The following is a 26,291-nucleotide window of genomic DNA, read 5'->3' as shown; positions in this document are numbered from 1 at the left end:
CCCCTTTCAGAAATACACGTCTGCCGCCGGAATGCTGACGCGGCCCTTGGCGGTGTTTAGGACAAGGTTACCGCCCGCGTCCACCGTTTCAAAGGTCCCGACGGTTTCCGAAGCACCTGTGCGCGCGGTGATCACCTCGCCCAGCTTCGCCGCCCGAGCCAGCCACGCTTTGCGGATCGGTTCAAACCCGTAGGTGACAAACTGGTTTTCGAGCTTCGCGTAGGCATCGGCGAGTTCGGTCAGAAAATCCTCGGCGGACACCTGAGCCCCGGTTTCCGACAGCAACGAAACGGGCCGCAGAGCCCCCTGCTCGACTGTCTCCGGAGCGGGCGCGTCCGCGAGGTTCACCCCGATACCGATCGCAAGATGGGATACGCCCCGCCCCTGCCCCGTGCTTTCCAGCAGGATGCCAGCCAGTTTCCCGCCGTTCAACAGAACGTCATTCGGCCATTTCAGTGCGAACCCCTGCGCGCGACCGGTGACCGAGACACAGGCATCAAAAAGCGCCAGTGCCGCCACAAAGCTGCGCAGGGCCGCCTGCTCTGGATTGCCCTCGGGCCGCAGCAACAAGGTTGCTGCCAGGTTGCCTTGGGGGTTGGACCACGCCCGGCCGCGCCTGCCACGCGCGGCGGTTTGATGATGCGCCATGATCCAGACCGGACCTATTGCAGTGGGTGCGATCCGCGCGGCCTCATTCAGGGTGCTGTCAACTTCCTGCAGGATATGCAGACCGTATCCTTGGGGCCAGGTGCTCATGCCAAAAAGGCCCGGCCTGATGGCCGAGCCCCTTTCCAGATTTTGTTGAAACGGTCAGTTGACAAGCGTCGTCGCCGCGGCTGCCGCTGCGCCCTCGATCCCGAACTGGTAGACCACACCGATCAACATCAATGCGGCCGACCCCATCAGAGCAACCCACAATACCGGGGTCGAGCGGGTTTCGATCGGATCTTCGTTTTCGTCGCCGAAATACATGTAGAAGACGATCCGCAGGTAGTAGAAGGCACCGATCACCGAGGCGATTGCCGATGCAATAACCAACCCAATCAGGTCAGCTTGCACACCGGCCTGCCAGACGCCGAACTTGGCGAAGAACCCCAGCATTGGCGGTACGCCGGCAAGGCTGAACATCAGGATCAGCACGGCCAGCGCCTTGCCCGGGTCCCGCTTGGAATACTGGCGCAGGGCGTCGATGTCTGTCACCGGCTTGCCGTCGCGCTCCATCATCAGGATGAAGGCGAAGGTGCCGATATTCATGGTCACATAGATCGCCAGATACATCAGCATCGCTTTGACACCCAATTCGGTGCCTGCGGCCAGACCGATCAGCGCGTACCCCATATGTGCAATTGACGAATAGGCCATCAGCCGTTTGATGTCGCGCTGCCCGATGGCAGCCACGGCCCCCAGCAACATCGACAGGACCGAAAGCAGCACGATCACCTGCTGCCAGTCCGCGATGGCACCGCCGAACGCATCATGCAGAACGCGCGCGAACAAGGCCATCGCTGCAACTTTGGGTGCGGTTGCAAAGAAAGCCGTCACCGGAGTGGGCGAGCCCTCGTAAACGTCCGGTGTCCACATGTGGAACGGAACCGCCGAAATCTTGAATGCCAAACCCGAGATCAGCAGAACAAGGCCAAACAGAAGCCCAACCGAGACATCGCCGTGATGCACCGTGTTGATGATGCCCGAGAACAGCGTCGTACCGGTGAACCCATAGACCAGAGATGCGCCGAACAGCAGCAATCCCGAACTGAGCGCACCCAAAACGAAATACTTCAGCCCCGCCTCGGTCGATTTGGCGCTGTCACGGCGCAGGGCCGCCACGACATACAGAGACAGCGACTGCAGCTCGAGACCCATATAGAGCGACATCAAATCGCCGGCGCTGACCATCATCATCATGCCGACCGCTGCCAAAGCCACCAGCAACGGATACTCGAAACGCAGCAGGTTCCGGCGCGCCATGTACTCCTGGCTCATAACCAGAACCGCGGCGGCCGATAGCAGAATCGCGACCTTTGCAAATCGGGCGAACCCGTCGTCGATGAACATGCCGTTGAAGGCCACGTTGGTCCCCGAGCCGTTCGACGCGATCCAGAACGACAGCGCCGCCATCAGTCCGGCCGTCGTCCAGACCAGAACCGGAGCCAGCGCATCCTTGCTGGTGTAGACAGCTCCGATCAGCGCCGCCATCGCATAGATCGCCAGAATGATTTCCGGCAGAATTACAGTGAGATCAGCCTGGATCATGTCTCCAAAGCTCCCTTAGTGCGAAGCGACCTGGGTCGCGGCCTCGGCCGCGGCCAGAGCCGTGTCATAGTTCGAAATCAGCGCGGCGGTCGAATTGCCGATCACGTCGGTGACGAGGGACGGATAGACCCCCAGCAGGATGGTCATGACGATCAGCGGCGCAAAGATCAGGCGTTCGCGTGTGCTCATGTCGGTGATCGACTTGAGGCTTTCCTTGATCAGGTCGCCAAAGACCACACGGCGATACAGCCACAGCGCATAAGCCGCCGAGAAGATCACACCGCTGGCCGCCACTGCGGTCACCCAGGTGTTGACCTGGAAGGTGCCCATCAGCGTCAGGAATTCGCCGATGAACCCACTGGTGCCCGGCAAACCCACATTGGCCATGGTGAACAGCATGAACACAAGCGCATAGGCCGGCATGCGGATCACCAGCCCGCCATAGGCCTCGATGTCGCGGGTGTGCATCCGGTCGTAGATCACGCCAACACAAAGGAACAGCGCGGCCGAGATGAACCCGTGGCTGAGCATCTGGAAGATCGCCCCGTCGATGCCCTGCTGGTTCGCCGCAAAGATGCCCATGGTCACAAAGCCCATATGCGCGACCGAGGAATAGGCGATCAGCTTTTTCATGTCCTCCTGCACCAGCGCCACCAACGAGGTGTAGACCACGGCGATTGCCGACAGCCACAGCACCAGATCGGTCATCACGGCCGACCCAACCGGGAACATGGGCAAGCTGAAACGCAGGAAACCATAGCCACCCATCTTCAGCAGAATTGCCGCCAGCACAACCGAGCCCGCCGTCGGTGCCTGAACGTGCGCGTCAGGCAGCCAGGTGTGCACGGGCCACATCGGCATCTTCACCGCGAAGGACGCGAAGAACGCGAGGAACATCAGCGTCTGCATACCGCCGACAATGTGAACACCCAGTACGCTGAAGCTCTCGGACGAGAACTGGTGCGTCATGAGCGCTGCAATGTCGGTGGTGCCTGCATCCGCATACATCGCCACCATCGCCACCAGCATCAGAACCGAGCCGAGGAAGGTGTAGAGGAAGAACTTGAAGCTGGCGTAGATCCGGTCCTTGCCGCCCCAGATCCCGATGATCAGGAACATCGGGATCAGCCCGGCTTCGAAGAACAGGTAGAACAGCACCAGATCCAGCGCCATGAATACGCCGAGCATCAGCGTTTCCAGAAGCAGGAAGGCGATCATGTATTCCTTGACCCGGTCGGTCACGTTCCAGCTGGCCAAGATGGTCAGCGGCATGATGAAGGTGGTCAGCAGCACGAACAGAACGCTGATGCCATCCACGCCCATCTTGTACTTCAGGCCCAGCAGCCACTGACCCTCTTCCACCATCTGGAAGCCGGTGTTCGATGGGTCGAACTCAGTATAGATTCCGATCGAAACAAGGAAGGTCACTGTGGTCGCAACCAGCGCGATCCACTTGGCATTGCGCTGTGCGGCCACATCGTTCCCATGCAGGAACAGCGCCATCAGACCGGCGGAAATGGCCGGAATGAACGTTACAATGGATAGGATATTGTCCATCAGTTTGCGCCTCCGCCGATCGACATCCAGGTGACCAGGGCGGCGATCCCCAGAACCATCCAGAAGGCGTAAGTGAAGATGTAGCCCGTCTGCGCCTTGCCTGCGAGGCGGGTAAAGAAGGGAACGACGCCCATTGCTACTCCGTTCAGGAAACCGTCGATCGTCTTGCCGTCACCGCCTTTCCAAAGGAACCGGCCCAGGGCCACGGTCGGTTTGACAAGGATCGCGTCGTAGATTTCGTCAAAGTACCACTTGTTCTTGAGGAACAGGTACAGCGGGCGCTGGTTCTCGGCCAGGCGTCCCGGCAGCGCCGGGTTCACGATGTAGAACAGGTAAGCCAGTCCAAAGCCCAGAACCATTGCGATGAACGGCGAGACCTTGACCCATTTCGGCGCCGCATGCGCGTCGTCGAGAACATGGTTGTCCGGCGCGATGTACAGCGCGCCCTCGCCCGGTTTGCCTACGAAGGCATAGTGGTGATCCCCACCCTTGGCCTTGTCACCGTGCGCGGCCTCTTCGCCATGAGACTCGGTGGCATGCGTGTCGTCGCCATGGTCATCGGCCTCGGCATGGTCGCCGGCCTCGGCATGCGCCTCGGCGACCGGAATGCCATAGAACTTGCCCACCTGATCGGCGTGTCCGAAGAAGTTGTTGTACCAGATCATGCCCGCGAACACGGCGCCCAGCGACAGAACGCCCAGCGGCACCAGCATGACCATCGGGCTTTCATGCGCGTGCTCATGCGTGTGCTTGTCGCCCCGCTCCTCGCCATAGAAGGTCAGGAAGATCAGGCGCCAGCTGTAGAACGAGGTCATCGCGGCCGCGATCACCAGCGCCCAGAACCCGAAGGCCGATCCGCCGGCATAGGCGCTTTCGATGATGGCATCCTTGGACAGGAAACCGGCAAAGCCGATCGTGGTCAGCGGGATGCCGACACCGGTGATGGCCAGGGTACCGATCATCATCGCCCAGAAAGTATAGGGGATCTTCTTGCGCAGGTTGCCATAGTTCATCATGTCCTGTTCGTGGTGCATGGCGTGGATCACCGAGCCCGCCCCCAGGAACAAGAGCGCCTTGAAGAAGGCATGCGTGAACAGGTGGAACATCGCCGCCGAATACATGCCCACGCCCGCGGCCACGAACATGTAGCCCAGCTGCGAACAGGTCGAATAGGCGATCACGCGCTTGATGTCCGTCTGCACCAAGCCCACAGTCGCGGCAAAGAACGCGGTGGCAGCCCCCAGCACGGTGACGAACCCGGTTGCACCCGGTGCGAACTCCATCAACGGCGACATGCGGCAAACCAGGAACACGCCGGCCGTCACCATGGTGGCCGCGTGGATCAGCGCCGACACGGGCGTCGGGCCCTCCATCGCGTCCGGCAACCAGGTGTGCAGGATCAACTGCGCCGATTTGCCCATCGCACCGATGAACAGCAGTACGCAGATGACCTCGATCGCGGTCCATTCGCCCCACAGGAAGGTCAGTTGCGTTTCCGCCAGCTGAGGTGCAGCGGCAAAGATATCCGAGAAGTTGATGCTGTCGGTCAGGAAGAACAGCGCAAATATCCCAAGCGCAAAGCCGAAGTCGCCCACACGGTTCACGATGAACGCTTTCATCGCCGCCGCATTGGCCGAAGGTTTGCGATAGTAGAAACCGATCAGCAGGTACGACGCGACCCCCACGCCTTCCCAGCCGAAGAACATCTGTACGAGGTTGTCGGCCGTCACCAGCATCAGCATGGCGAAGGTGAAGAAGGACAGATAGGCAAAGAAGCGCGGCTTGTAGCTTTCGCCCTCGCGCCACTGCGGGTCGTGATCCATATAGCCGAACGAATAAAGGTGCACGAGCGCCGAAACGGTGGTGACGACGATCAACATGATGGCGGTCAGCCGGTCCAGACGAATGGCCCATGAGGTCGACAGCGAGCCGCTCTCGATCCAGCGCATGATCTCGATCTGCTGGGTCTGCCCGTCAAAGCTGAAGAAGACGATCCACGACAGCAAACAGGCCAGGAACAGCAGACCCGTCGCCGTCCACAGCGCGGCCTTTTCGCCTATGAACTTCCAGCCAAAGCCGCAGATCAGCGCGCCCACGAGCGGGGCAAAGAGGATTGTGGTTTCCATGATCCCTTACCCCTTCATCATGTTGACGTCTTCAACCGCGATGGTGCCGCGGTTGCGGAAGAAGCAGACCAGAATGGCCAACCCGATGGCAGCCTCGGCCGCGGCCACGGTCAGCACGAACAGCGTAAACACCTGCCCGACCAGATCGCCGAGGAAACTGGAAAACGCCACGAGGTTGATGTTCACCGCCAACAGCATCAGTTCGATGCTCATCAGCAGGATGATGACGTTCTTGCGGTTCAGGAAGAGACCGAAGATGCCGATGACGAACAGCGTCGCCGCGACGGTAAGATAGTGTTCAAGTCCGATCATCGTCTCAAAGTCCCTGCCCCGGTTTCACATCCTTCAGCTCCATCGCCTTGGCCGGGTCACGCATCATCTGACCGACAATGTCCTGACGCTTGATGTCTTTGCGGTGGCGCAGCGTCAGCACGATGGCGCCGATCATGGCCACCAGCAGGATCAGGCCCGCCAGTTGGAACAGAAGGAAGTATTGATCGTAAAGGATGACACCCAGTGCCTCGGTGTTGTGGCGGTCGGCAGGGATCGGCTGGGCCAGGTTGGCCGCCGCGCCTTGTGCGCTGTCCCAGGCACCAAAGGCCATGACGAACTGCATCAGGATGACCAGACCGATCAGCAGGGCCAGAGGCATGTAGCGCGCCATCTCTGCCTTGAGCTCGGCAAAGTCCACGTCCAGCATCATCACCACGAACAGGAACAGCACCGCCACCGCGCCGACATAGACGATGATCAGCAGCATGGCGACGAATTCCGCCCCCAGCAGCACGAACAGTCCCGCCGACGAAAGGAAGGCCAGGATCAGCCACAGCACCGAATGCACCGGCTGCCGGCTGATCACGGTGAACAGCCCGCCGGTGATGGCGCTGATGGCAAAGAGGTAAAAGGCAAATACGCTCATTGGTCATCTTCCTCGTTTTCGCCCATGGCCTCCTGCGCCAGTTCCAGCGCCCGGGTCATGGCCGGGATGCCGGCAAAGACCGACATCTGACCGATCGTTTCCACGATCTCTTGTTTCTTGGCCCCTGCCTCGATGGCATGGCGTACCGTCTGGCGCAGGGCCGTGTCGGCCTGTGCGCCCTGACAGGTCAGCCCGGCCAGCGTCAGCAACAGGCGGGTCTTGGCATCCAGTCCGCCCGGATTGACGGTGTTGCCGAACATCATCTCCATGACCTCTTTGGGCATGGTCGGCCACAGCGCCTCGAAGCCGCGCATCGCGTCGACGGGCGAATAGCTCTCCAGCGCCGGGTTGAACGCCTTGGCCATGTCATGCGCCTGTCTGAGCATCTGCTCGAATGGGTTTTTCGTCGGATCGCTCATCGGTAGGGCGCGTCCAGTTCCAGATTGCGGGCGATCTCGGCTTCCCAGCGTTCACCGTTGTCCAGCAGCTTCTGCTTGTCATAGAACAGCTCTTCGCGGGTTTCCGTGGCGAATTCGAAATTAGGTCCTTCGACGATGGCATCGACCGGGCAGGCCTCTTGGCAGAAGCCGCAGTAGATGCACTTGGTCATGTCGATGTCATATCGCGTGGTACGGCGGCTGCCGTCCTGGCGCGGTTCGGCGTCGATTGTGATGGCCTGCGCGGGGCACACAGCTTCGCACAATTTGCAGGCGATGCAGCGCTCCTCGCCGTTGGGGTAACGGCGCAGGGCGTGTTCACCGCGGAACCGTGGCGACAGCGGGCCCTTTTCGTGCGGGTAGTTCACGGTGGCCTTGGGCGCGAAGAAATACTTCAGCCCCAGCTTCATTCCGACCCAGAAATCCTGCAGAAGGAAGTATTTGGCCGCGCGGGTATAGTCGATATTTGCCATTGTCAGCCTCCTACGCTCCAACGGGCGAATGCCCCCCAGAACCAGTCGAACTTCGCCGCAAAGGCCACGAAGACCACCCACACCAGGCTGAACGGCAGGAACACTTTCCAGCCCAGCCGCATCAGCTGGTCATAGCGGTAGCGGGGCGTGATCGCCTTGACCATCGCGAAGAGGAAGAAGAAGAACGCCATCTTGGCGACCATCCACAGCACGCCATCGGGCAGGCCGGGGATCGGCGACAGCCAGCCGCCGAAGAACAGCAGCGTGGTCAGCGCGCACATCAGGAAGATGGCGATGTATTCGCCCGCCATGAACAGCAGGAAGGGCGTTGCCGAGTATTCGACCTGATAGCCTGCGACCAGTTCCGATTCCGCTTCCGGAAGGTCGAACGGCGGGCGGTTGGTCTCGGCCAGGGCCGAGATGAAGAACAGGAAGACCATCGGGAAATGCGGCAGCCAGTACCAGCTGAAGAACCCGAACGAGCCATCCTGCGCCCGCACGATGTCACCAAAATTCATCGACCCGGTCGAAATGATCACCCCGATGATGATCAGGCCGATCGAAACCTCATACGAAATCATCTGCGCGGCCGAGCGCAACGAGCCCAGGAACGGGTATTTCGAGTTCGACGCCCATCCGCCCATGATCACGCCGTACACCTCGAGCGAGGACACCGCGAACACATAGAGGATAGCCACGTTGATGTCGGACAGGACCCAGCCGTCATTGAACGGAATGACCGCCCAGGCGATCATGGCCAGGACGAACGACGTCAGCGGCGCCAGGATGAACACAGTCCGGTCCGCGCCTGCAGGGATCACCACCTCTTTGACGACGTATTTCAGCGCGTCCGCCACCGATTGCAGCAGGCCGTAAACGCCAACCACGTTGGGGCCGCGACGCATCTGGACCGCGGCCCAGATCTTGCGGTCGCCATAGACCAGAAACAACAGCGAGATCATCACGAAGGCCACGACGGCCAGCACCTGCGCCAATATGATCAGGGCTATTCCGCCTGGGGTGTCAAAGAATTCAGCCATTGGTCCTCACACCGTGGGTATTCCGTTTTCCGCTGCCATCGCGAGGCCCGACCGGCCGGTCGGAGACTCGCGTCGCCTGCGATTGGTTTGGCGAGTTGGTGTAAACAGCATCCGCTGCCTGCACGCCACCTTTTTCCTTCATTTCATTCGGCAAAACACACGACCACGCCCCTCGCATCTCCTCTCGGAAAAACGAGCTCGGGTTTCCGCCCGCTTTGCGGTTTATGGTCGTCGCAAGCCTCATTCCGCGGCAATCTTTTGGTCACCGCGCGCCTTGGCCAGCGCCGAAAGCTCGGCCATCAACTGCGAGGCTCGTGCAATCGGGTTGGTCAGATAGAAATCCTTGATCACGGTCCGGAAATCGGCCTGTCCCAAAGGTCCGGCCTCGATTGCCTGATCTTCGTTCTCGGGCACTTGGTCGATCCCGGCCAGATGCGGCACTGCTTCGATCAGCTTTTGCCGCAGCTGGGCCAACGTTTCATAAGGAAGTTTCTCGCCCAACTCCGCCGAAAGCGCCCGCAGGATCGCCCAGTTTTCCTTGGCTTCACCCGGTGCAAATCCGGCCCGCATCGCCAATTGAGGGCGACCCTCGGTGTTGACGAACAGACCGTTTTCCTCGGTGTAGGCTGCGCCTGGCAGGATGACGTCGGCGCGGTGTGCACCGCGGTCTCCGTGGCTGCCTTGGTAGATGACAAACGGGCCCGCATTGATATCGACCTCGTCCGCGCCCAGATTGAAGATCACCTCGGCGCCGTCGATTGCAGCCTCAAGGCCACCCTCCGTCGCGGCACCCACATCCATCGCACCAACGCGGGCGGCCGCAGTGTGCAGAACAAGCATCCGACCCGACAGCGCGCGCGCGGCGGCCAAAACAGCCAGACCGTCTGCCTCGGACACGGCGCCCTGTCCGACGATCACAACGGCTTCGTTGCTTGCCTTGGCCTTGGCCAGCGCATCGCGGTCGGTGCCAAGATGCTCGTAGTCATAAGTCAGATCAACGGTCGGGCCGATCAATTTGACATCGGCGCCCGCCAGCCACGCCTTGCGGATGCGCGCATTCAGCACCGGGGCCTCGTCCCGCGGGTTGGTGCCGATCAAGATGATCTCATTCGCCGTGTCGATCTCCTCGATCGTCACATTGCCGACATAGCCCGAACGGTTGCCGATAGGCAGGCGGGCATTGTCGGTTCGGCATTCGACCTTGCCACCCAGCCCCTCAATCATCTGCTTCAACGCAAAGGCGGCTTCGACAGGAACCAGATCGCCGATCAGACCGGCAACCTTCTTGCCCTTCATCGCCGCTGCGGCGGTGGCCAAAGCCTCGGGCCAGCTGGCGGCGCGCAGGCGACCGTTTTCGCGGATATAAGGCGTGTCCAGACGTTGACGGCGCAAACCGTCCCAGACAAAACGCGTCTTGTCCGAGATCCACTCTTCGTTCACGCCATCATGGTTGCGCGGCAGAATGCGCATCACTTCGCGGCCCTTGGTATCGACACGAATGTTCGATCCCAGCGCATCCATTACGTCGATGGTTTCGGTCTTGGTCAGTTCCCACGGGCGTGCGGTAAAGGCATAAGGCTTGGAAGTCAGCGCCCCCACCGGGCACAGGTCAATGATGTTGCCCTGCAGGTTCGAATCCAGCGTCTGGTTTAGGTACGAGGTAATTTCCGCATCCTCGCCCCGGCCCGTCTGGCCCATCTGGTCGATACCCGCGATCTCGGTCGTGAAACGCACACAGCGGGTGCAGCTGATGCAGCGGGTCATGGCCGTACCAACCAGCGGACCCAGATCCAGATCATCCACGGCCCGCTTGGCTTCTTTGAACCGGCTGGCCGACATACCGTAGGCCATTGCCTGGTCCTGCAGATCGCATTCACCGCCCTGGTCACAGATCGGGCAATCCAAGGGGTGGTTGATCAGCAGAAACTCCATGACGCCTTCCCGGGCCTTCTTGACCATGGGAGAGTTGGTCTTGACCACCGGCGGTTGACCTTCCGGCCCTGGGCGCAGATCGCGCACCTGCATCGCGCACGAGGCGGCGGGCTTGGGCGGCCCGCCCACGACCTCGACCAGGCACATGCGGCAGTTACCGGCAATCGACAGGCGCTCATGATAGCAGAACCGCGGCACCTCGACCCCGGCCTGTTCGCAGGCCTGGATCAGGGTCATCGCGCCATCGACTTCGATTTCTTTGTCGTCGATTACGATCTTGCGGAGGTCAGACATGGTCTAGTTCGCCCTCAAATACACGCCAATGGCGCTGTTTCGTTCGATTTCCTTGCGCCCCAGGGCACAGAATGTTTCAGCTTTTCCGTAGCTCACGCCGTTCTGCGCGAGGTATTTTTCGCCTTTGGCCCGCATCCGCGCCTTTTCGGAATCCGACTCGACATAGGCCCGGATCTCTCCGTCCGAATAACCCAGGCTGTTGGCCTTGGACCGCAGGCTCCACATCACACCGATTGCCTTCATACGCCGCCCACTGATCGACGGGCAGTATTTCGAGATCTCATTTGCGATGGCGATGTAGTAGAGCTCGTTGTCGATTTCCTTGACTTCGCGCAAGGGCGGTTTGGCGTCCGCCGAGACGGGCAACGCCATCGCACAGGCAAATGCGGCAAGTTTCACAAGTTTCATGACATATCCTTTCGTCTTGGGTTCCCCAAGACGTTCCGCGACACGGCTGTTATGCAATAACGACCGTCCGATCAGCGCAGGATATGCAATAGCGAAGCTCATGGTCGTTGACAGGCTCCGGCAAATGTCAGGCTGTCATTTTCGACGCGCAGGTTCTGCGGTTCGGTGTCAGGACCAACCTTCCACGCAATGCGGGAGGAACCGAAATTCTGAATGCAGAACCGGGTGCCCTCGTACCGACCAGCCTCGCGCGCGCCGTCCAGCGAAGCCGACACGCCTTTGATCGTTACGGTGAAATCCGCAGGCGACCGTTTCTTGTCGACCGGCTTTGCCTTGGCCCGAAACGACTTGCCGTCAAACAGGATCCGGTCGCTGGTTGGCGCTGTCCCGCAGGCCGAAAGCAGCGTCAGCAGAACAAGGACACCGACAGCCGGGCGACGCAGGTTCGCGGTGATATCAACAAGTGTGACGGCCATCAGAACGCAGCCACCAATGCAAGGATCCCAATCACGAACATGCAGGCCCACGCCACCACATACAGGACAGAACGAATACCGCTATGCGGTTTGCCGACGCCTTGAATGTGTACGACAAGCATCACCAGTCGCGCGACCAAGGCAATCGCGGCCAGCCAGTTCACCCAGAACGGGCTGGCGCCCAATAGAATGGCTGCCACAGTAACGGCCAGAAACGCGGGCAAAGTCTCGGTGCCGTTCAGGTAGGAACGGTTCAGGCGATAGGCCTTGTCGGCGTAGTCCTGGTCGGGGGTCGCGCCAGGAGCCAGCCCTTTGCCCTGTTTCGCCAGTGCCGAAAACGGCGACAGGAACAAAACGACCAGTGTGAAAATCACCAAAGACGCAATCGCGTGGGAATACTCTGCATAAGCTTCCATCATTGTCACTCCGCCGCCATCGCACCCATACGGCCCGATTTCTGAGCCTTGATGCGGTCTTCGATTTCTTCGCGGAAGTTGCGGATCAGGCCCTGGATCGGCCATGCGGCCGCGTCACCCAGCGCACAGATCGTATGGCCTTCGACCTGCTTGGTCACCTCGAACAGCATGTCGATCTCTTCCAGTTCGGCCTCGCCGCGCACAAGGCGATCCATCACGCGCATCATCCAGCCCGTGCCTTCGCGGCAGGGCGTGCACTGGCCGCAGCTTTCGTGCTTGTAGAATTTCGACAGCCGCCAGATGGCCTTGATGATGTCGGTGGACTTGTCCATCACGATCACCGCCGCCGTGCCAAGCCCCGAGCCCAGGTCGTTCCGCAGATAGTCGAAATCCATGATCGCATCGCGCATGTTCTCGCCGCGCACGCAGGGCACAGACGAGCCGCCGGGGATTACGGCCAACAGGTTGTCCCACCCGCCGCGGATGCCACCGCAATGGGTCTCGATCAATTCTTCAAAGCTGATCGACATCGCCTCTTCGACCACACAGGGGGTATTGACGTGACCCGAGACGGCAAACAGCTTGGTGCCCGCGTTGTTCTGGCGACCGAAACCGGCGAACCAGTCGGCACCACGCCGCAGGATCGTAGGCACGACGGCGATGGATTCCACGTTGTTCACAGTGGTCGGGCAGCCATACAGACCCGCCCCCGCCGGGAACGGCGGCTTCATGCGCGGCATGCCCTTCTTGCCTTCCAGGCTTTCGATCAGCGCGGTTTCCTCGCCACAGATATAGGCGCCTGCCCCGTGATGCAGGAACAGGTCGAAATCCCATCCTGATCCAGCGGCGTTCTTGCCCAGCAGGCCCGCATCATAGGCCTCGTCGATTGCAGCCTGCAGCGCCTCGCGCTCACGAATGTACTCGCCGCGCAGGTAGATGTAGCAGGTGTGCGCATTCATCGCGAAAGACGCAATCAGGCAGCCTTCGATCAGCGTGTGCGGATCGTGGCGCATGATCTCGCGGTCCTTGCAGGTGCCCGGTTCGGATTCGTCGGCGTTTACGACCAGATAGGACGGGCGGCCATCGCTTTCCTTCGGCATGAACGACCATTTCAGGCCGGTCGGGAAGCCCGCACCGCCGCGCCCGCGCAAGCCTGAGTCTTTCATCGTCTGGATGATCCAGTCGCGACCCTTCTCCATCAGGCCAGCAGTGCCGTCCCAATGCCCCCGGGCCTGGGCGCCCTTCAAGGTGCGCTCGTGCATCCCGTAGATGTTGGTAAAGATCCGGTCCTGATCCTTCAGCATCGCGTGTTACCTTCAGCTGTCCTGACGCATGCGCCAGAGTTGAAAAATGTTGACGCCCGCATAGATGAACGCCGCGATCGCGGCGAAATCAAACAGCAGCGCAAAGCGTCCCGGCAGCTCCAGCGCCGGGCCGATGAACAGGGTCATGGCAAGCCACAACAGCATGGTCACCGCGATGACCACGCCGATATGTCGGCCCTTGCGGGCGATGGCCTGTTCCTTGTCCTTGTCCATCACACTCCGGCGCCCTTATCGGGCACCGTCTCTCAGTCTTCGTAGGTGCCGTCTTGCTTGGCACGTTTGGCAAATTCGGTTTCCTCGCCAGCAGCAAGCTTGGCCGCCTGCTCGATCCAGCCGTCGCGTTCGATCCGGCCCTTGAACTTCAGCCGGGCATCGACCCAAGCCACATGTTCTGGCGTCCAGGCCGCGATCTGATCGAAGTGGTAGAACCCGAGTTCGTTCAGCGTCTGCTCGAGCTTCGGCCCCACACCTTTCAGCAGCTTGAGGTCGTCGGGCTTGCCCTCACGCGCACCGCTCAGCGTTTCGGGCTGAGCCTCGGCCGTTTCCGGCTTGGCCGCGGCGCCCTCGGGCGAAGATGGCTCGGCCTTGGCGGATTTCTTGGGTGCAGCCTGTCGGGCGGCTGATTTGCCCTGCTCTGGCACCTTCGGCGGCTTGGGTGCGGCTTTCGCTCCGGCGGCCTTGCCATCCTTGCCCAACCAAGGCGTCAGGATCGGAACCTCGGTTCCGTCGATGCGCTTGAGTGTATCGCCCAGTTCCGTGGCCAGTTGCACACTGGCATTGTGCTTTGCCTTGCCACCCTCGTAGTCCTTCAGGCTGGTCACGCCGCCCAGAGGCTCGGCCGCATAGCGCCCATTCTGGGGACCCGGCACCGGAACCATGCCAGCGACCAGTTCATCGATGATCCGACCAAAACTCTCGGCGGTCAGGTCCTCGTAATAGTCTTTACCGATCTGTGCCATCGGGGCGTTGGTGCAGGAGCCTAGGCACTCGACCTCTTCCCAGCTCAGCTTGCCGTCCGCCGACAGCTGGTGCGGCTTGGGCGCGATCTTTTCGCGGCAGACCGCGATCAGGTCCTCGGCCCCGCAGATCATGCAGGACGTCGTGCCACAGACCTGAATATGCGCAACGGACCCAACCGGTTGCAGCTGGAACATGAAGTAGAAGGACGCAACTTCGAGCACCCGGATGTAGGACATGCCCAGCATCTCGGCCACATATTCGATGGCCGGGCGGCTCAACCAGCCCTCCTGCTCTTGCGCGCGCCACAGCAGCGGGATGACCGCACTGGCCTGACGGCCTTCGGGGTACTTGGTGATCTGCGCCTTGGCCCAGTCCACGTTGGCGGGTGTGAAGGCAAAGCTTTCGGGTTGTTCGGGATGAAGACGGCGGAGCATTAGCGGTCAATCTCTCCAAATACGACGTCCATGGTGCCAATGATGGCGGCGACGTCGGCCAGTTGGTGGCCCTTGGCGACGTGGTCCATGGCTTGCAGGTGCAGGAAACCGGGCGCACGCAGCTTGGCGCGGTACGGCTTGTTGGTGCCGTCGGCGACCAGATAGACGCCGAACTCGCCTTTGGGCGCTTCGACGGCGGCATAGACCTCGCCTGCGGGGACGTGGAAGCCTTCGGTGTAAAGTTTGAAGTGATGGATCAGGCTCTCCATCGAGGTCTTCATGTCCGAGCGTTTCGGCGGGGTGATCTTGCCGCGGGCCAGAATGTCGCCCGGGCAGTCGCGCAGCTTGGCGATGGCCTGACGGATGATCGACACCGACTGGCGCATCTCTTCCATCCGCACCAGGTAGCGGTCATAGCAGTCCCCATTCTTGCCGATGGGGATTTGGAACTCGAACTCGTCGTAGCATTCATAGGGTTGCGCGCGACGCAGGTCCCAGGCCAGGCCCGATCCGCGCACCATCACGCCCGAGAAGCCGTATTGCTGGATTTCGTCCTCGGTCACCACGCCGATGTCGCAGTTGCGCTGTTTGAAGATCCGGTTCTCGGTCAGCAGTCCGTCAATGTCGTCCAGAACGGCGGGGAACTCGTGGCTCCAGGTCTCGATGTCGTCCAGCAACTCGGGCGGCAGGTCCTGATGCACACCGCCGGGGCGGAAATAGGCCGCGTGCAGGCGCGCACCGCAGGCACGCTCGTAGAACACCATCAGCTTTTCACGCTCTTCAAAGCCCCACAGCGGCGGGGTCAGCGCGCCCACGTCCATCGCCTGCGTGGTCACGTTGAGCAGATGGTTCAAAACGCGCCCAATCTCGGAATACAGGACCCGGATCAACGAGGCCCTGCGTGGAACTTCGACGCCGGTCAGCTTTTCGATGGCCAGGCACCAGGCATGTTCCTGGTTCATCGGCGCCACATAGTCCAATCGGTCGAAATACGGCAGGTTCTGCAGATAGGTCCGGCTTTCCATCAGCTTTTCGGTACCGCGGTGCAGCAGGCCGATATGCGGGTCGCAACGCTCGACGATCTCGCCGTCCAGCTCAAGTACAAGACGCAAAACTCCGTGCGCCGCAGGGTGCTGCGGGCCGAAGTTGATGTTGAAGTTGCGGATCTTCTGTTCTCCGCTCAGCGCGTCCGTGCTGCCGTCATCGTATCTTGAGCCGTCCATCAACGCCCTCGTTTCTTTTTCGCTTCGGCCCGAACCCGGACCTTTTCCGCCTCAAGCGCTTTGGCTGCGGCCCCCGCCAGCAGGACCCCCAGCGCACCCAACGCAATCAGTTCCCCCAGCAGCATGACCATCTCAGCGGCGCTCCAGTTCCTGCAGTTTCAACCCGACCCACCACAGCAACGCGATCGTGCCGAATGGGACCAGGCAAAGAAGGCACCAGTATTTGTTGATCCCAAAAAACGGCAAAATCTTCACCATCGGAATGATGGTCAGTGCAGAAAGGATCAGCCACCAGATGCCACCCATTGTCAGGTCTCCTGTTTTTCATCCCCCGGCAGAACATAGTTCGCACCTTCCCACGGGCTCATGAAATCAAACTGGCGATACTCCTGAACCAGCGAGACCGGTTCGTACACGACCCGTTTCTGCGCTTCGTCATAGCGGACTTCGATATACCCGGTGGTCGGGAAATCCTTGCGCAGCGGATAGCCGCGGAACCCATAGTCGGTCAGGATGCGTCGCAGGTCCGGGTGGCCCGAGAACAGAATGCCGAACATGTCGAACACTTCACGCTCGAACCAGTTGGCCGAGGGGTGCACATCGACGATCGACGGAACCATGTCTTCCTCGCGCACCGAGATCCGTATCCGGATACGCTGGTTCTGGTACATCGAAAGGAAGTGGTAAACCACGTCGAACCGTTTGGCGCGTTCGGGGTAATCAACTCCGGTGATGTCGACCAAGGTCGAAAACTTGCAGTTCTGATCCGTTTTCAGAAACTCGACAAATTCCACCAGGCTCGAGGGCGCAACATCCACCGTCAGTTCGTCATGGGCTACGGTCCATGACAGAACGCAGTCCGTGCGCTTCAGCTCGATATGCGTGCCGAGCTCCTTGAGTGCTTCGCTCATCTCGGTCCCTCCTCAGCGGACGATGGTGCCGGTGCGGCGGATCTTGCGCTGCAGCTGCAGGAGACCGTACAGCAGCGCCTCGGCGGTCGGCGGGCAACCGGGAACGTAGATGTCCACCGGAACGATGCGGTCGCAACCACGCACGACGGAATAGGAATAGTGGTAATAGCCACCACCATTGGCGCAGGAGCCCATAGAGATCACATAGCGCGGCTCGGGCATCTGGTCATAGACCTTGCGCAGCGCCGGGGCCATCTTGTTGGTCAGCGTACCGGCCACGATCATCACGTCCGACTGGCGCGGGGATGCGCGCGGCGCGATGCCGAAGCGTTCGGCGTCGTAGCGCGGCATCGAGGTGTGCATCATCTCGACCGCGCAGCAGGCCAGACCAAAGGTCATCCAGTGCAGCGAGCCGGTGCGCGCCCAGTTGATGATGTCCTCGGACGAGGTCAGCAGGAACCCTTTGTCCTGCAGCTCGGCGTTCAGGGCCTGAGTGGCGACTTCCTTGTCGACGCCCGCGGTGTTTGCACCCGTCATCACTCCCATTCCAGGGCCCCCTTCTTCCATTCATAGGCAAAGCCGATGGTCAGAACGCCCAGGAACACCATCATCGACCAGAAGCCGACATCGCTGATGTCCTTGAAGCCCACGGCCCAGGGAAACAGGAACGCAATCTCGAGGTCGAAGATGATGAACAGGATCGACACCAGATAGAATCGGACATCGAACTTCATCCGCGCATCGTCGAACGCGTTGAACCCGCATTCATAGGCGCTGACCTTTTCGGGGTCGGGATTGCGGACAGCCAGAACGACGGCGGCCAGAATCAGGACGATTCCAAGGCCCACGGCGACGGCCAGAAACACCAGGATCGGGAGATATTCCCGCAACAGCTCTTCCACGAGTGGCTCCTTTCCTGCGCATCCCGAACGAGACGCGCCGTCAATTGGCGTGTTGACTGGACATTCTCTATCCGCGCGGGGTCAGAGGGTCAACCGAGCAGAAGCGCGCATGGCACCGAATATTCGGCTTGCCAACGCCCAGCGCTGCACCAGGCGCAAGCCCTTGGCTTCAAATGGTCGCGGGCGGTCAAACCTTACTATTCCATGAAGGTTTTCGCTTGTCGAAAAAAGCGCTGATTCCCTCATGCGCCTCGTCCGTTTCCCAGCGGTCGACCAGCGCCCGGATCGTGTGGTCGATCACCGCGTCGTCGATGCGCGGCCCGAGGTCCCGCACCAGCGCCTTGGCCGAGGCCACGGCGCCCGGCGCACAGGACAGATAAGGCTGCACTTCGGCTTCGATCGCGGCACCCAACTCATCTGCCGGAACGGCCCGCGCCAGCAGGCCGAGTTCTACTGCCTCGGCCGCGTCGAACAGACGGGCCGACATGAACACGCGCCGCGCGCGGGCCTCACCCATGCGGGCGATAGCATAGGGCCCGATGGTGGCCGGGATCAACCCCAGCCGGGTTTCGGTCAGACCCATCTTCAGGCTGTCCACGCCGATTGCCACGTCGCAGACCGCGGCCATGCCCACGCCACCGCCAAAGGCGTTGCCCTGCAGCGCGCCGATCAACGGTTTTGACAGGGTGTTCAGGGCGTTCAGCATCTCGGCCAGCTTGCGCGCCTCGACAAAGCGGGTCTCGGGGTCGGCGGCCATCTGGGCCTGCATCCAACCCAGGTCACCCCCTGCGCAGAAGCTTTTGCCCGCGCCGGTCAGAACTACGACGCGCACGTCGTTGGTTTCCCCCAGTTGCGCGGCGGCCTGGGTCAGCTCGGCGATCATCTGCGCCGACATCGCGTTGTGTTTTTCCGGCCGGCTCAGCGTCAGCTTGGCAACGCCGCACAAATCGGTGGAAATCGAGATGGTTTCAAACATGTCAGCCTCTTATCCCGCCCGCATCGCGCGGGCCATTTCCGCCGCTTCGTTCAGCACGGCGGCGTCCAGTCCGGTGTCATAGCCCAACCGCTCAAGATGCGCGGCCACGGCTTCGGTGGCCACATTCCCGGCCGCGCCCGGCGCGTAAGGGCAGCCGCCCAACCCGCCCACGGCGGCGTCGAACACCCGGACGCCCAGCGCAAGCGACGCGTCGATATTGTCGATCGCGCGCCCGTTGGTGTCATGAAAATGCCCGGCCAGGCGGGTCGGGGGCACATATTCACGCACCGCCAGCAGCATCCGCGCGATGCTGTCGGGTGTCCCCTGCCCGATCGTGTCGCCCAGCGAGATCTCGTAACAGCCGTGCGAGAACAGCAGGTCGGCCACCTCGGCCACTTTGGCGGGCGGAGTCGGCCCGTCATAGGGGCAGTCGGTCACGCAAGAGACGTATCCCCGCACCGGCAGGTCGATATGGCGCGCCGCCTCGAGGATCGGGACGAAACGCTCGATGGATTCGGCAATGGTCGCGTTGATGTTGGCCTTGGAGAACCCCTCGGAGGCCGAGGCAAACACCGCGATTTCATCCGCCCCGGCAGCGAGCGCGTCCTCATAGCCGCGCATGTTCGGGGTCAGCGCGGCGTAGCGCACGCCGGGGGCGCGGGTGATCCCGGCCAGCACCTCGGCGCTGCCGGCCATCTGCGGCACCCATTTGGGTGACACGAAACTGGCCACCTCGACCCGGCTGAACCCCGCCCGGCTGAGGCAGTCGACCAGCGCGATCTTCTCGGAAACCGGGATTTCGCGCTTTTCGTTCTGCAGCCCGTCGCGCGGCCCCACTTCGAAAATCTCGACACGTTCCGCCATGGCGGTGCCCTCCTGTTCAGTCCCGGCCCGCCCCGTTCGGGGTGGGCGTTCAGGGTTTCAGTCATCTTCCAGCCGGACCAGCGCCGCGCCGGCCTCGACCTGCGATCCGGCCTCGGCCAGAACCTCGGCCACGACACCGTCGCGGGCGGCCAGCAGTGAATGCTCCATCTTCATGGCCTCGAGGATGGCCAGCCGGTCGCCTTCCTTCACCGCCTGCCCCGGCGCGGTGAACACCGCCTTGACCAACCCGGGCATCGGCGCCTCGACCACGTTGGTGTCACCGGCGGCGCTGACGTCACGGTCCAGCGGGTCCAGCACCTCGAAGCTCACGCCATAGGCGTCGAACACGGTGACATCGTGGCCCGCAATCGCAACCGGAGGCATCGGCTGGCCGCCGATGATCCAGCGGCCGTTGACCCGTTCGGCGATCACGCTGATCCCGCCGACCTGCCAGTCCTGCCGGTCCGGCCCAGCGACCTGGACGTCCATTTCCAGAACCTCGCCGTCGCGCTTCAGCTGAAGCGCCCGGTGCAGCGGGGCCCAGAGGGTAAACCCGGTGTCCTCGGCGGGTTTGTCCAGCCCGGTCGCGGCCATCAAGGCCGCAACGGTCATTGCCGGGGTGACGGCGGGTTCGCGCACCAGATCGTCCAGATCGCGGCCGATCAACCCGGTATCCACATCGCCCACCGCAAACCCGGCGTGCCGGGTCAGTGCGCCCAGGAAAGACAGGTTGGTGACGGTTCCCGCCACCCGCGTCTGGCGCAGCGCGCGGTGCAGTTGTTCCAGCGCCACTGTGCGGGTCGGGCCGTGCACGATCACCTTGGCGATCATCGGGTCATACCACGGGCTGATCGTGTCGCCCGCCCGCACGCCGCTGTCGGCGCGGCAGCCGTGCGGAAACTCCAGATGGGTCAGGGTGCCCGTGGCGGGCAAGAACCCTTTGGGAACGTCCTCGGCATAGAGCCGGGCCTCGAAGGCATGGCCGTTGATCGAAAGCTCTGCCTGCCGCCTGGGCAGGCTTTCCCCGGCCGCAACCCGCAACTGCCATTCGACCAGGTCGATGCCGGTGATGGCCTCGGTCACCGGGTGTTCGACCTGCAGGCGGGTGTTCATCTCCATGAACCAGAACCGGTCGGGGCGCAGACCGTCCGAGGCATCGACGATGAACTCCACGGTGCCCGCGCCCTTGTAGCCGATGGCCTCGGCCGCGCGGACGCCCGCCTGGCCCATCGCTTCGCGCATCTCGGGCGTCATTCCGGGGGCCGGGGCTTCCTCGATCACCTTCTGATGGCGGCGCTGCAGCGAGCAGTCGCGTTCGAACAGATGCACGGCATGGGTGCCGTCACCAAAGACCTGAACCTCGATATGGCGGGGCTTGGCCACGAATTTCTCGACCAGAACGGCATCATTGCCAAAGGCGGTTCGGGCCTCGCCCCGGGCGCTGTCCAGAGCAGCGGCGAAATCCGCCGGCCTCTCGACCAGCCGCATCCCCTTGCCGCCACCACCGGCCACCGCCTTGATCAGAACCGGATAGCCGATCGTATCGGCCGCGCCGGCCAGATGCTCGGGGTCCTGGTTGTCGCCGTGATAACCGGGCACGACCGGGACGCCGGCCTGCTCCATCAGCGCCTTGGCCGCATCCTTCAGGCCCATCTTGCGGATCGCATCCGCAGAGGGACCGATGAAGGTCAGGCCCGCCGCCTGCACCGCATCGACGAAATCGGGGTTCTCGGACAGAAAGCCATAGCCGGGGTGGATCGCCTGCGCACCGGTATCCAGCGCGGCCTGAATGATCACATCCCCCTTCAGATAACTGTCGGCCGGAGCCGCCCCGCCGATATGCACGGCCTCATCCGCCATCTGCACATGTTTGGCGGCCGCGTCCGCATCCGAGTACACGGCAACGCAGGCCACGCCCATCTTGTGCGCGGTTTCGATGACCCGGCAGGCAATCTCGCCCCGGTTGGCGATCAGGATCTTGTCAAACATGGCCGTTACCCTTTCCCTGCCAGATCTTCCACAAGGCGAAACCGTTCGCAGACCAACTCCATCTTCGGATCGAAGCCGCCGTTTCTTTCGAAATATCTGCGATGATCATCGCGCCAGCCTTCCAGGCTGTCGTTTTCGCCCTCGGCCAGAGCAAATGCCTCGTCCACATCGCAATAGCGCCGGACCGTCACATCGACCGTTTCGATGACCAGCGCGGGCTGCCCGTCCCAGTCCAAGGCGATGTCGCGGCGACCTGCCTGCGGCATTGCCTCGCCACCCGCCGCAAAGTCCCGCAACGCGCCACATGTCGCGGTCTTGTGCCCCGAGCGCACCAGAGCCAGCAATTCGTCGCACAATGCCCGGCTGTCGCCGAACTGAAAGGTCTCGGCCCCCGGATATCTTTCTTTCAAGCTCTCCAGCATCAACCCCCCCCTCTACATCCGAAACACGCCAAAGCGCGTGTCCTCGATGGGTGCGTTCAACGCGGCGCTCAGCGACAGGGCCAGCACGTCGCGGCTTTTGCGCGGGTCGATAATGCCGTCATCCCAAAGACGGGCAGAGGCATAGAGCGGGTGCGACTGTTCCTCGAACATCTCGAGCGTCGGGCGTTTGAATTCGGCCTCTTCTTCCGCCGACCATGTGCCACCCTGCCGTTCGATCCCGTCGCGTTTGACTGTCGCCAGAACACCGGCCGCCTGCTCGCCGCCCATGACCGAGATACGGCTGTTTGGCCACGTCCACAGGAAGCGGGGCTGATAGGCGCGGCCCGCCATGCCATAGTTCCCGGCCCCGAAAGAGCCGCCCACCAGCATGGTAATCTTGGGCACGCTGGTGGTGGCCACGGCAGTCACCATCTTGGCGCCATGGCGCGCGATGCCTTCGTTCTCGTACTTGCGGCCCACCATGAAGCCGGTGATGTTCTGCAGGAAGACCAGCGGGATCTTGCGCTGGCTGCACAGTTCGACGAAATGCGCGCCCTTCTGCGCGGCCTCGGAAAACAGCACGCCATTGTTGGCGATGATCCCGACGGGGCAGCCTTTGACATGGGCAAAGCCGGTCACCAGCGTTTCACCGAACCGAGGCTTGAACTCGTCAAAACGCGAGCCATCGACCAGACGCGCGATCACCTCGCGGATGTCGTACGGGGTGCGCAGATCGGCCGGGACGACGCCCAGGATTTCTTCGGGGTCATAGGCCGGGTCTTCGGGGTTGGCCCAATCCACCGTCTGCGGCTTGCGGCGATTGAGCGATCCCACCGCCCGGCGGGCCAGCGCCAGCGCGTGGGCGTCGTCCTCGGCCAGATAATCAGCCACGCCGGACAGGCGGGTGTGCACGTCGCCGCCGCCCAAATCTTCGGCGCTGACGACCTCGCCCGTCGCCGCCTTGACCAGCGGCGGGCCGGCCAGAAAGATCGTGCCCTGTTCCTTGACGATGATCGTCACGTCGGACATCGCCGGCACATATGCGCCGCCAGCGGTGCACGAGCCCATCACCACAGCGATCTGCGGAATGCCCTTGGCGCTCATCCGGGCCTGGTTGTAGAAGATGCGGCCGAAATGGTCGCGGTCGGGAAAGACCTCGTCCTGGTTGGGCAGGTTCGCGCCGCCGCTGTCCACCAGATAGATGCAGGGCAGATGGTTTTCTTCGGCGATCTCCTGCGCGCGCAGGTGCTTTTTGACCGTCATCGGATAATAGGTGCCGCCCTTCACGGTGGCGTCGTTGCAGACCACCATGACCTCTTGCCCCTGAACGCGGCCGATGCCCGCGATGACACCGGCACAGGGGGCCGCGCCTTCATACATCCCATGCGCCGCCGTCGCGCCGATTTCGAGGAACGGAGACCCCGGGTCCAACAGGTTCGCTACCCTGCGTCTTGGGAGCATCTTGCCCCGCGACACATGGCGTTCGCGCGATTTCTCGCCCCCGCCCATGCGCGCGGCCTCGGCGGCCTCAGAGATCTGCGCCAGCGCCTCAAGGTGCGCGGCACGGTTTTGCTTGAAGCCATCGGACGAGGGCAAAGCGGAAGATCGCAGCTTCATCTGGTATACTCTCTCAGAAATTCGCGAACGGGGTTTTCGCTGACGCCAAAGCTCTGCATGATGCGCGCATAGCCCTGCGACACGTTGCTGGAACAGACGGTGTCCAGCTTCTTGATTTCCGGCTCTTCGAGGAAATCCTCAAGGTCCCACATCGGAACCATGAAATAGTATTCGAACGGCTGCATCTCGGCCGCCATTTCCATCGCCTCGACGGCCTGGTCCTGTTCACCCCGGCACAGATAGGCCAGCGACAGGTTACGATAGGCGCTCCCGAGGCTCTCATAGTCGTCGTCTGCCTCGTATTGGCTGACCGCAAGCTTGAGCCGCCCCACGACCTGACGGTCGAAATACCCGTCATCCGCCTGTGCCTCGGGCAGGAACATTGCGACATAGGCCAGCTTCTCGTCGTGCCAGCCGTCGGTCTGCATCTCGTTGCTGAAGACGCTGTGCAGCATCCGGATTTCCGGTTCGAATTTCAGGGTGCCGTCGGAATCGGCCACCGCATCCAGATAGTTGTCGTAGAACGCGATCCTGCGTTTGTCTTCAGCGTCCAGCCTCGCGACCCGATCGGCGATCTTGCGCAATTCCGAGATGGCCTCATCCGGGTAGCCGTATAAAACCAGAAGGTCGGCCAATTGCAGTTTTTCGATGACGGCGATCTTTTCTTCGACAGCCTTGTCGATCGTGTCGTGCATCCACGTTTCGAAATAGGTCTTTCCGGCCCACACAGCCCCGATGACCGCGATGACGGTCGCGCTGAACTCGATTCCGGTCCGGACGCTGGATTTATCTGCCATGGCATATCTCCTCGGACGCGCGACGTTTCAATTCCTTGCGAATGACTTTTCCCGTCACGGTCAAAGGCAAGTCTTGCACAAAAGCCACCTCACGCGGGTAGGAATAATGCGCCAGACGGTCCTTGACCCAATCCTGCAACTCGGCCTCCGAGGCCTCAGACCCCGGTTTCAGCACCACATAGGCCTTCACGATCTCGGTCCGCAGCGGATCGGGTTTGCCGACCACGCCCACGGTGGCCACCGCCGGATGGGTCAGCAGGCAATCCTCGATCTCGGCCGGGCCGATGCGGTATCCGGCCGAGGTGATAACGTCATCCTCGCGGCCGACAAAGCGCAGATAGTCGCCCTCCCACAAGCCGCGGTCACCGGTGATCAGCCAATCGCCGCGAAACTTCTCGGCCGTGGCCTGCGGGTTGCTCCAGTATTCCAGCAGCATCGAGGCCGAGCCGCGCCGGATGGCCACGTCGCCCTCGGCGTCGGTCGGCTTGCCCGCGGCATTGATCACCGCGACCTCGTGGCCCGGCACTGGCTTGCCGATGCAGCCCGGCCGCGCGGGGAAATCCTCGGCACAGGACGAGACGACCATGTTGCATTCGGTTTGGCCGTAGAATTCGTTGATCGTCAGACCAAAGGCTCGCTGCCCCCACGCCAGCATTTCCGCGCCCAGCGGCTCGCCGCCCGAGGCCACGGACCGCAGGCCGGGGATCGTCAGGTCCGCGGCCTTGAGCATCCGCAGCGCCGTGGGCGGAAAGAATACGTTGCGCACGCCGCCGCGCGCGATCACCTGGGCGCAGGCCTCGGGGGTGAACTTGTCGAGCCGCGCGGCAACGACCGGGATGCCCAGCGCCAGCCCAGGCATCAGCACGTCGAACAACCCGCCGATCCAGGCCCAGTCGGCTGGCGTCCACAGGCAGTCGCCCGCGCGCAGGTGGTTGTGGCTGATCGAAACGCCCGGCAGATGCCCGGTCAGCACCCGGTGCCCATGCAGCGCACCCTTGGGTTTGCCCGTCGTGCCCGAGGTATAGATCAGCACCGCCGGATCTTCGGGGCCTGTGTCAGCAAAACCTACGGCAGGCCCGTCCGCCCCCAGCTCGGACACGATCAGCGGCTGCGCCAGATCGCCCAGCATGTCGGCGCCCTCGCCGTCGGTCAGCACATACCCGGCCCCCGCATCGCCGATGCGCGAGGCTAGGGCATCGCGTTTGAACAGCTTGAACAGCGGTACCGAGATTGCCCCGATCTTCCAGATGGCCAGATGCGCGGCCGCGCACCACGGCGACTGGCTGAGCAGCACGCCGACCCGATCGCCGGGTTGCACCCTACCCAGCAACCCGCGCACCAGCCGGTCGGTCATACGCTCAAGTTCACCATAGGTGATCTCGGTCGTAGCCGCGGAAGACAGATCGAGGATCGCCACCTGCTCAGTAGGCCGCGACAGGCACTGACGTGCCATGTTCAGCCTCGGCGGAATGTCCCAGCTGCCACCAGGCCGCAAACCCGGTATGACCTCAGCGGGACACATGGCGTTTTTCCCTTATAT

29 protein-coding genes are annotated in these 26,291 nt (G+C 62.2%); all 29 read right to left on the bottom strand.

From position 1 onward, the window contains the following. Positions 1-6 precede the first annotated feature (6 nt). The 29 genes from ACR0JC_RS10205 to ACR0JC_RS10065 all read right to left on the bottom strand — a co-directional run bounded on the left by ACR0JC_RS10205 (position 7) and on the right by ACR0JC_RS10065 (position 26,273). Positions 7-756 (bottom strand): biotin--[acetyl-CoA-carboxylase] ligase, encoded by a 750-nt coding sequence (locus ACR0JC_RS10205; RefSeq protein ID WP_170341024.1) that lies wholly within the window; start codon positions 754-756, stop codon positions 7-9. Positions 757-810: 54 nt separating this feature from the next. Continuing rightward, complete coding sequence (gene nuoN, locus ACR0JC_RS10200; RefSeq protein ID WP_093964920.1) at positions 811-2,253, bottom strand: NADH-quinone oxidoreductase subunit NuoN; 1,443 nt, start codon at positions 2,251-2,253, stop codon at positions 811-813. 15 nt (positions 2,254-2,268) lie between these two features. After that, positions 2,269-3,810: an NADH-quinone oxidoreductase subunit M gene (locus tag ACR0JC_RS10195; RefSeq protein ID WP_170340407.1), complete on the bottom strand. Its 1,542-nt coding sequence runs from the start codon at positions 3,808-3,810 to the stop codon at positions 2,269-2,271. Beyond that, on the bottom strand, positions 3,810-5,936 hold the full coding sequence (gene nuoL, locus ACR0JC_RS10190) for an NADH-quinone oxidoreductase subunit L (protein WP_170341022.1): 2,127 nt from the start codon (positions 5,934-5,936) through the stop codon (positions 3,810-3,812). Before nuoL ends, ACR0JC_RS10195 begins: the two co-directional genes overlap by 1 nt. Before the next feature lie 6 nt (positions 5,937-5,942). Further along, entirely contained in the window at positions 5,943-6,248 is a 306-nt protein-coding gene (nuoK, locus tag ACR0JC_RS10185) for an NADH-quinone oxidoreductase subunit NuoK (RefSeq protein ID WP_005984024.1), read from the bottom strand. A gap of 4 nt (positions 6,249-6,252) precedes the next feature. After that, positions 6,253-6,855: an NADH-quinone oxidoreductase subunit J gene (locus ACR0JC_RS10180; protein WP_170340404.1), complete on the bottom strand. Its 603-nt coding sequence runs from the start codon at positions 6,853-6,855 to the stop codon at positions 6,253-6,255. Continuing rightward, a complete protein-coding gene (locus ACR0JC_RS10175) occupies positions 6,852-7,274 on the bottom strand; it encodes a carboxymuconolactone decarboxylase family protein (protein ID WP_170341019.1) in 423 nt (140 codons plus the stop codon). The genes ACR0JC_RS10180 and ACR0JC_RS10175 overlap by 4 nt, the downstream gene beginning before the upstream one ends. After that, positions 7,271-7,765 (bottom strand): NADH-quinone oxidoreductase subunit NuoI, encoded by a 495-nt coding sequence (nuoI, locus tag ACR0JC_RS10170; protein ID WP_170341017.1) that lies wholly within the window; start codon positions 7,763-7,765, stop codon positions 7,271-7,273. Before nuoI ends, ACR0JC_RS10175 begins: the two co-directional genes overlap by 4 nt. Positions 7,766-7,767: 2 nt before the next feature. Then, complete coding sequence (gene nuoH, locus ACR0JC_RS10165) at positions 7,768-8,805, bottom strand: NADH-quinone oxidoreductase subunit NuoH (protein WP_170340401.1); 1,038 nt, start codon at positions 8,803-8,805, stop codon at positions 7,768-7,770. A gap of 240 nt (positions 8,806-9,045) precedes the next feature. After that, entirely contained in the window at positions 9,046-11,031 is a 1,986-nt protein-coding gene (nuoG, locus tag ACR0JC_RS10160; RefSeq protein ID WP_170341015.1) for an NADH-quinone oxidoreductase subunit NuoG, read from the bottom strand. Positions 11,032-11,034: 3 nt separating this feature from the next. Beyond that, positions 11,035-11,439, bottom strand: coding sequence for a DUF5333 domain-containing protein (locus ACR0JC_RS10155; RefSeq protein ID WP_170341013.1), 405 nt, complete (start codon positions 11,437-11,439; stop codon positions 11,035-11,037). Positions 11,440-11,537: 98 nt separating this feature from the next. After that, complete coding sequence (locus ACR0JC_RS10150) at positions 11,538-11,915, bottom strand: hypothetical protein (RefSeq protein WP_170341011.1); 378 nt, start codon at positions 11,913-11,915, stop codon at positions 11,538-11,540. Beyond that, positions 11,915-12,331, bottom strand: a complete 417-nt coding sequence (locus ACR0JC_RS10145; RefSeq protein WP_170341009.1) for an MAPEG family protein — start codon at positions 12,329-12,331, stop codon at positions 11,915-11,917. The genes ACR0JC_RS10150 and ACR0JC_RS10145 overlap by 1 nt, the downstream gene beginning before the upstream one ends. A gap of 5 nt (positions 12,332-12,336) precedes the next feature. Beyond that, entirely contained in the window at positions 12,337-13,635 is a 1,299-nt protein-coding gene (nuoF, locus tag ACR0JC_RS10140) for an NADH-quinone oxidoreductase subunit NuoF (RefSeq protein WP_093964909.1), read from the bottom strand. A 12-nt stretch (positions 13,636-13,647) separates the two neighbouring features. Next, a complete protein-coding gene (locus ACR0JC_RS10135; protein WP_093964908.1) occupies positions 13,648-13,869 on the bottom strand; it encodes a DUF5337 domain-containing protein in 222 nt (73 codons plus the stop codon). A 32-nt stretch (positions 13,870-13,901) separates the two neighbouring features. Continuing rightward, positions 13,902-15,050, bottom strand: a complete 1,149-nt coding sequence (locus ACR0JC_RS10130; RefSeq protein ID WP_170341007.1) for an NADH-quinone oxidoreductase subunit E — start codon at positions 15,048-15,050, stop codon at positions 13,902-13,904. After that, the gene (locus ACR0JC_RS10125) at positions 15,050-16,273 is read right to left on the bottom strand and encodes an NADH-quinone oxidoreductase subunit D (protein ID WP_170341006.1); all 1,224 of its coding nucleotides are present in this window, start codon (positions 16,271-16,273) and stop codon (positions 15,050-15,052) included. Before ACR0JC_RS10125 ends, ACR0JC_RS10130 begins: the two co-directional genes overlap by 1 nt. Further along, the gene (locus tag ACR0JC_RS10120; RefSeq protein WP_261391884.1) at positions 16,273-16,398 is read right to left on the bottom strand and encodes a hypothetical protein; all 126 of its coding nucleotides are present in this window, start codon (positions 16,396-16,398) and stop codon (positions 16,273-16,275) included. Before ACR0JC_RS10120 ends, ACR0JC_RS10125 begins: the two co-directional genes overlap by 1 nt. Before the next feature lie 7 nt (positions 16,399-16,405). Then, a complete protein-coding gene (locus ACR0JC_RS10115; protein ID WP_010442775.1) occupies positions 16,406-16,579 on the bottom strand; it encodes a hypothetical protein in 174 nt (57 codons plus the stop codon). A 2-nt stretch (positions 16,580-16,581) separates the two neighbouring features. Then, complete coding sequence (locus ACR0JC_RS10110; protein ID WP_170341004.1) at positions 16,582-17,184, bottom strand: NADH-quinone oxidoreductase subunit C; 603 nt, start codon at positions 17,182-17,184, stop codon at positions 16,582-16,584. A 12-nt stretch (positions 17,185-17,196) separates the two neighbouring features. Further along, positions 17,197-17,730, bottom strand: coding sequence for a NuoB/complex I 20 kDa subunit family protein (locus ACR0JC_RS10105; RefSeq protein ID WP_093964904.1), 534 nt, complete (start codon positions 17,728-17,730; stop codon positions 17,197-17,199). After that, entirely contained in the window at positions 17,721-18,086 is a 366-nt protein-coding gene (locus tag ACR0JC_RS10100) for an NADH-quinone oxidoreductase subunit A (RefSeq protein ID WP_093964903.1), read from the bottom strand. Before ACR0JC_RS10100 ends, ACR0JC_RS10105 begins: the two co-directional genes overlap by 10 nt. Positions 18,087-18,273: 187 nt before the next feature. Next, a complete protein-coding gene (locus tag ACR0JC_RS10095) occupies positions 18,274-19,062 on the bottom strand; it encodes a crotonase/enoyl-CoA hydratase family protein (RefSeq protein ID WP_480763873.1) in 789 nt (262 codons plus the stop codon). A 9-nt stretch (positions 19,063-19,071) separates the two neighbouring features. After that, positions 19,072-19,926, bottom strand: coding sequence for a hydroxymethylglutaryl-CoA lyase (locus ACR0JC_RS10090; protein WP_170341000.1), 855 nt, complete (start codon positions 19,924-19,926; stop codon positions 19,072-19,074). A 57-nt stretch (positions 19,927-19,983) separates the two neighbouring features. After that, positions 19,984-21,915 carry an acetyl/propionyl/methylcrotonyl-CoA carboxylase subunit alpha gene (locus ACR0JC_RS10085; RefSeq protein WP_170340998.1) on the bottom strand — a complete coding sequence of 644 codons (1,932 nt, stop codon included), beginning with the start codon at positions 21,913-21,915 and terminating at the stop codon, positions 19,984-19,986. A gap of 5 nt (positions 21,916-21,920) precedes the next feature. Continuing rightward, positions 21,921-22,337, bottom strand: coding sequence for an ASCH domain-containing protein (locus ACR0JC_RS10080; protein WP_170340996.1), 417 nt, complete (start codon positions 22,335-22,337; stop codon positions 21,921-21,923). Between the two features lie 12 nt (positions 22,338-22,349). Continuing rightward, a complete protein-coding gene (locus tag ACR0JC_RS10075) occupies positions 22,350-23,954 on the bottom strand; it encodes a carboxyl transferase domain-containing protein (protein ID WP_480763870.1) in 1,605 nt (534 codons plus the stop codon). Beyond that, a complete protein-coding gene (locus ACR0JC_RS10070; protein WP_170340378.1) occupies positions 23,951-24,751 on the bottom strand; it encodes a hypothetical protein in 801 nt (266 codons plus the stop codon). The genes ACR0JC_RS10075 and ACR0JC_RS10070 overlap by 4 nt, the downstream gene beginning before the upstream one ends. Further along, complete coding sequence (locus tag ACR0JC_RS10065) at positions 24,741-26,273, bottom strand: AMP-binding protein (protein WP_170340991.1); 1,533 nt, start codon at positions 26,271-26,273, stop codon at positions 24,741-24,743. The genes ACR0JC_RS10070 and ACR0JC_RS10065 overlap by 11 nt, the downstream gene beginning before the upstream one ends. Positions 26,274-26,291: the final 18 nt, after the last annotated feature.

Source organism: Ruegeria sp. CH5 (assembly GCF_056537025.1).
The sequence above is the reverse complement of the archived record's forward strand: the minus strand, read 5'-3'. Positions and strand labels throughout refer to the sequence as shown.

Coding starts and splice junctions, on each gene's coding strand:
- ACR0JC_RS10150 (WP_170341011.1), bottom strand. CDS start 11,915: ATGGCCGTCACACTTGTTGATATCACCGCGAACCTGCGTCGCCCGGCT.
- ACR0JC_RS10175 (WP_170341019.1), bottom strand. CDS start 7,274: ATGAGCGATCCGACGAAAAACCCATTCGAGCAGATGCTCAGACAGGCG.
- ACR0JC_RS10205 (WP_170341024.1), bottom strand. CDS start 756: ATGAGCACCTGGCCCCAAGGATACGGTCTGCATATCCTGCAGGAAGTT.
- ACR0JC_RS10075 (WP_480763870.1), bottom strand. CDS start 23,954: ATGAAGCTGCGATCTTCCGCTTTGCCCTCGTCCGATGGCTTCAAGCAA.
- nuoF (WP_093964909.1), bottom strand. CDS start 13,635: ATGCTGAAGGATCAGGACCGGATCTTTACCAACATCTACGGGATGCAC.
- ACR0JC_RS10105 (WP_093964904.1), bottom strand. CDS start 17,730: ATGGGAGTGATGACGGGTGCAAACACCGCGGGCGTCGACAAGGAAGTC.
- ACR0JC_RS10145 (WP_170341009.1), bottom strand. CDS start 12,331: ATGGAAGCTTATGCAGAGTATTCCCACGCGATTGCGTCTTTGGTGATT.
- ACR0JC_RS10155 (WP_170341013.1), bottom strand. CDS start 11,439: ATGAAACTTGTGAAACTTGCCGCATTTGCCTGTGCGATGGCGTTGCCC.
- nuoN (WP_093964920.1), bottom strand. CDS start 2,253: ATGATCCAGGCTGATCTCACTGTAATTCTGCCGGAAATCATTCTGGCG.
- ACR0JC_RS10135 (WP_093964908.1), bottom strand. CDS start 13,869: ATGGACAAGGACAAGGAACAGGCCATCGCCCGCAAGGGCCGACATATC.
- nuoG (WP_170341015.1), bottom strand. CDS start 11,031: ATGTCTGACCTCCGCAAGATCGTAATCGACGACAAAGAAATCGAAGTC.
- ACR0JC_RS10115 (WP_010442775.1), bottom strand. CDS start 16,579: ATGGGTGGCATCTGGTGGCTGATCCTTTCTGCACTGACCATCATTCCG.
- ACR0JC_RS10070 (WP_170340378.1), bottom strand. CDS start 24,751: ATGGCAGATAAATCCAGCGTCCGGACCGGAATCGAGTTCAGCGCGACC.
- ACR0JC_RS10195 (WP_170340407.1), bottom strand. CDS start 3,810: ATGGACAATATCCTATCCATTGTAACGTTCATTCCGGCCATTTCCGCC.
- nuoL (WP_170341022.1), bottom strand. CDS start 5,936: ATGGAAACCACAATCCTCTTTGCCCCGCTCGTGGGCGCGCTGATCTGC.
- ACR0JC_RS10120 (WP_261391884.1), bottom strand. CDS start 16,398: ATGCTGCTGGGGGAACTGATTGCGTTGGGTGCGCTGGGGGTCCTGCTG.
- nuoI (WP_170341017.1), bottom strand. CDS start 7,765: ATGGCAAATATCGACTATACCCGCGCGGCCAAATACTTCCTTCTGCAG.
- ACR0JC_RS10090 (WP_170341000.1), bottom strand. CDS start 19,926: ATGGCGGAACGTGTCGAGATTTTCGAAGTGGGGCCGCGCGACGGGCTG.
- ACR0JC_RS10110 (WP_170341004.1), bottom strand. CDS start 17,184: ATGAGCGAAGCACTCAAGGAGCTCGGCACGCATATCGAGCTGAAGCGC.
- ACR0JC_RS10130 (WP_170341007.1), bottom strand. CDS start 15,050: ATGCTCCGCCGTCTTCATCCCGAACAACCCGAAAGCTTTGCCTTCACA.
- ACR0JC_RS10080 (WP_170340996.1), bottom strand. CDS start 22,337: ATGCTGGAGAGCTTGAAAGAAAGATATCCGGGGGCCGAGACCTTTCAG.
- ACR0JC_RS10180 (WP_170340404.1), bottom strand. CDS start 6,855: ATGAGCGTATTTGCCTTTTACCTCTTTGCCATCAGCGCCATCACCGGC.
- ACR0JC_RS10125 (WP_170341006.1), bottom strand. CDS start 16,273: ATGGACGGCTCAAGATACGATGACGGCAGCACGGACGCGCTGAGCGGA.
- ACR0JC_RS10065 (WP_170340991.1), bottom strand. CDS start 26,273: ATGTGTCCCGCTGAGGTCATACCGGGTTTGCGGCCTGGTGGCAGCTGG.
- nuoK (WP_005984024.1), bottom strand. CDS start 6,248: ATGATCGGACTTGAACACTATCTTACCGTCGCGGCGACGCTGTTCGTC.
- ACR0JC_RS10085 (WP_170340998.1), bottom strand. CDS start 21,915: ATGTTTGACAAGATCCTGATCGCCAACCGGGGCGAGATTGCCTGCCGG.
- ACR0JC_RS10095 (WP_480763873.1), bottom strand. CDS start 19,062: ATGTTTGAAACCATCTCGATTTCCACCGATTTGTGCGGCGTTGCCAAG.
- nuoH (WP_170340401.1), bottom strand. CDS start 8,805: ATGGCTGAATTCTTTGACACCCCAGGCGGAATAGCCCTGATCATATTG.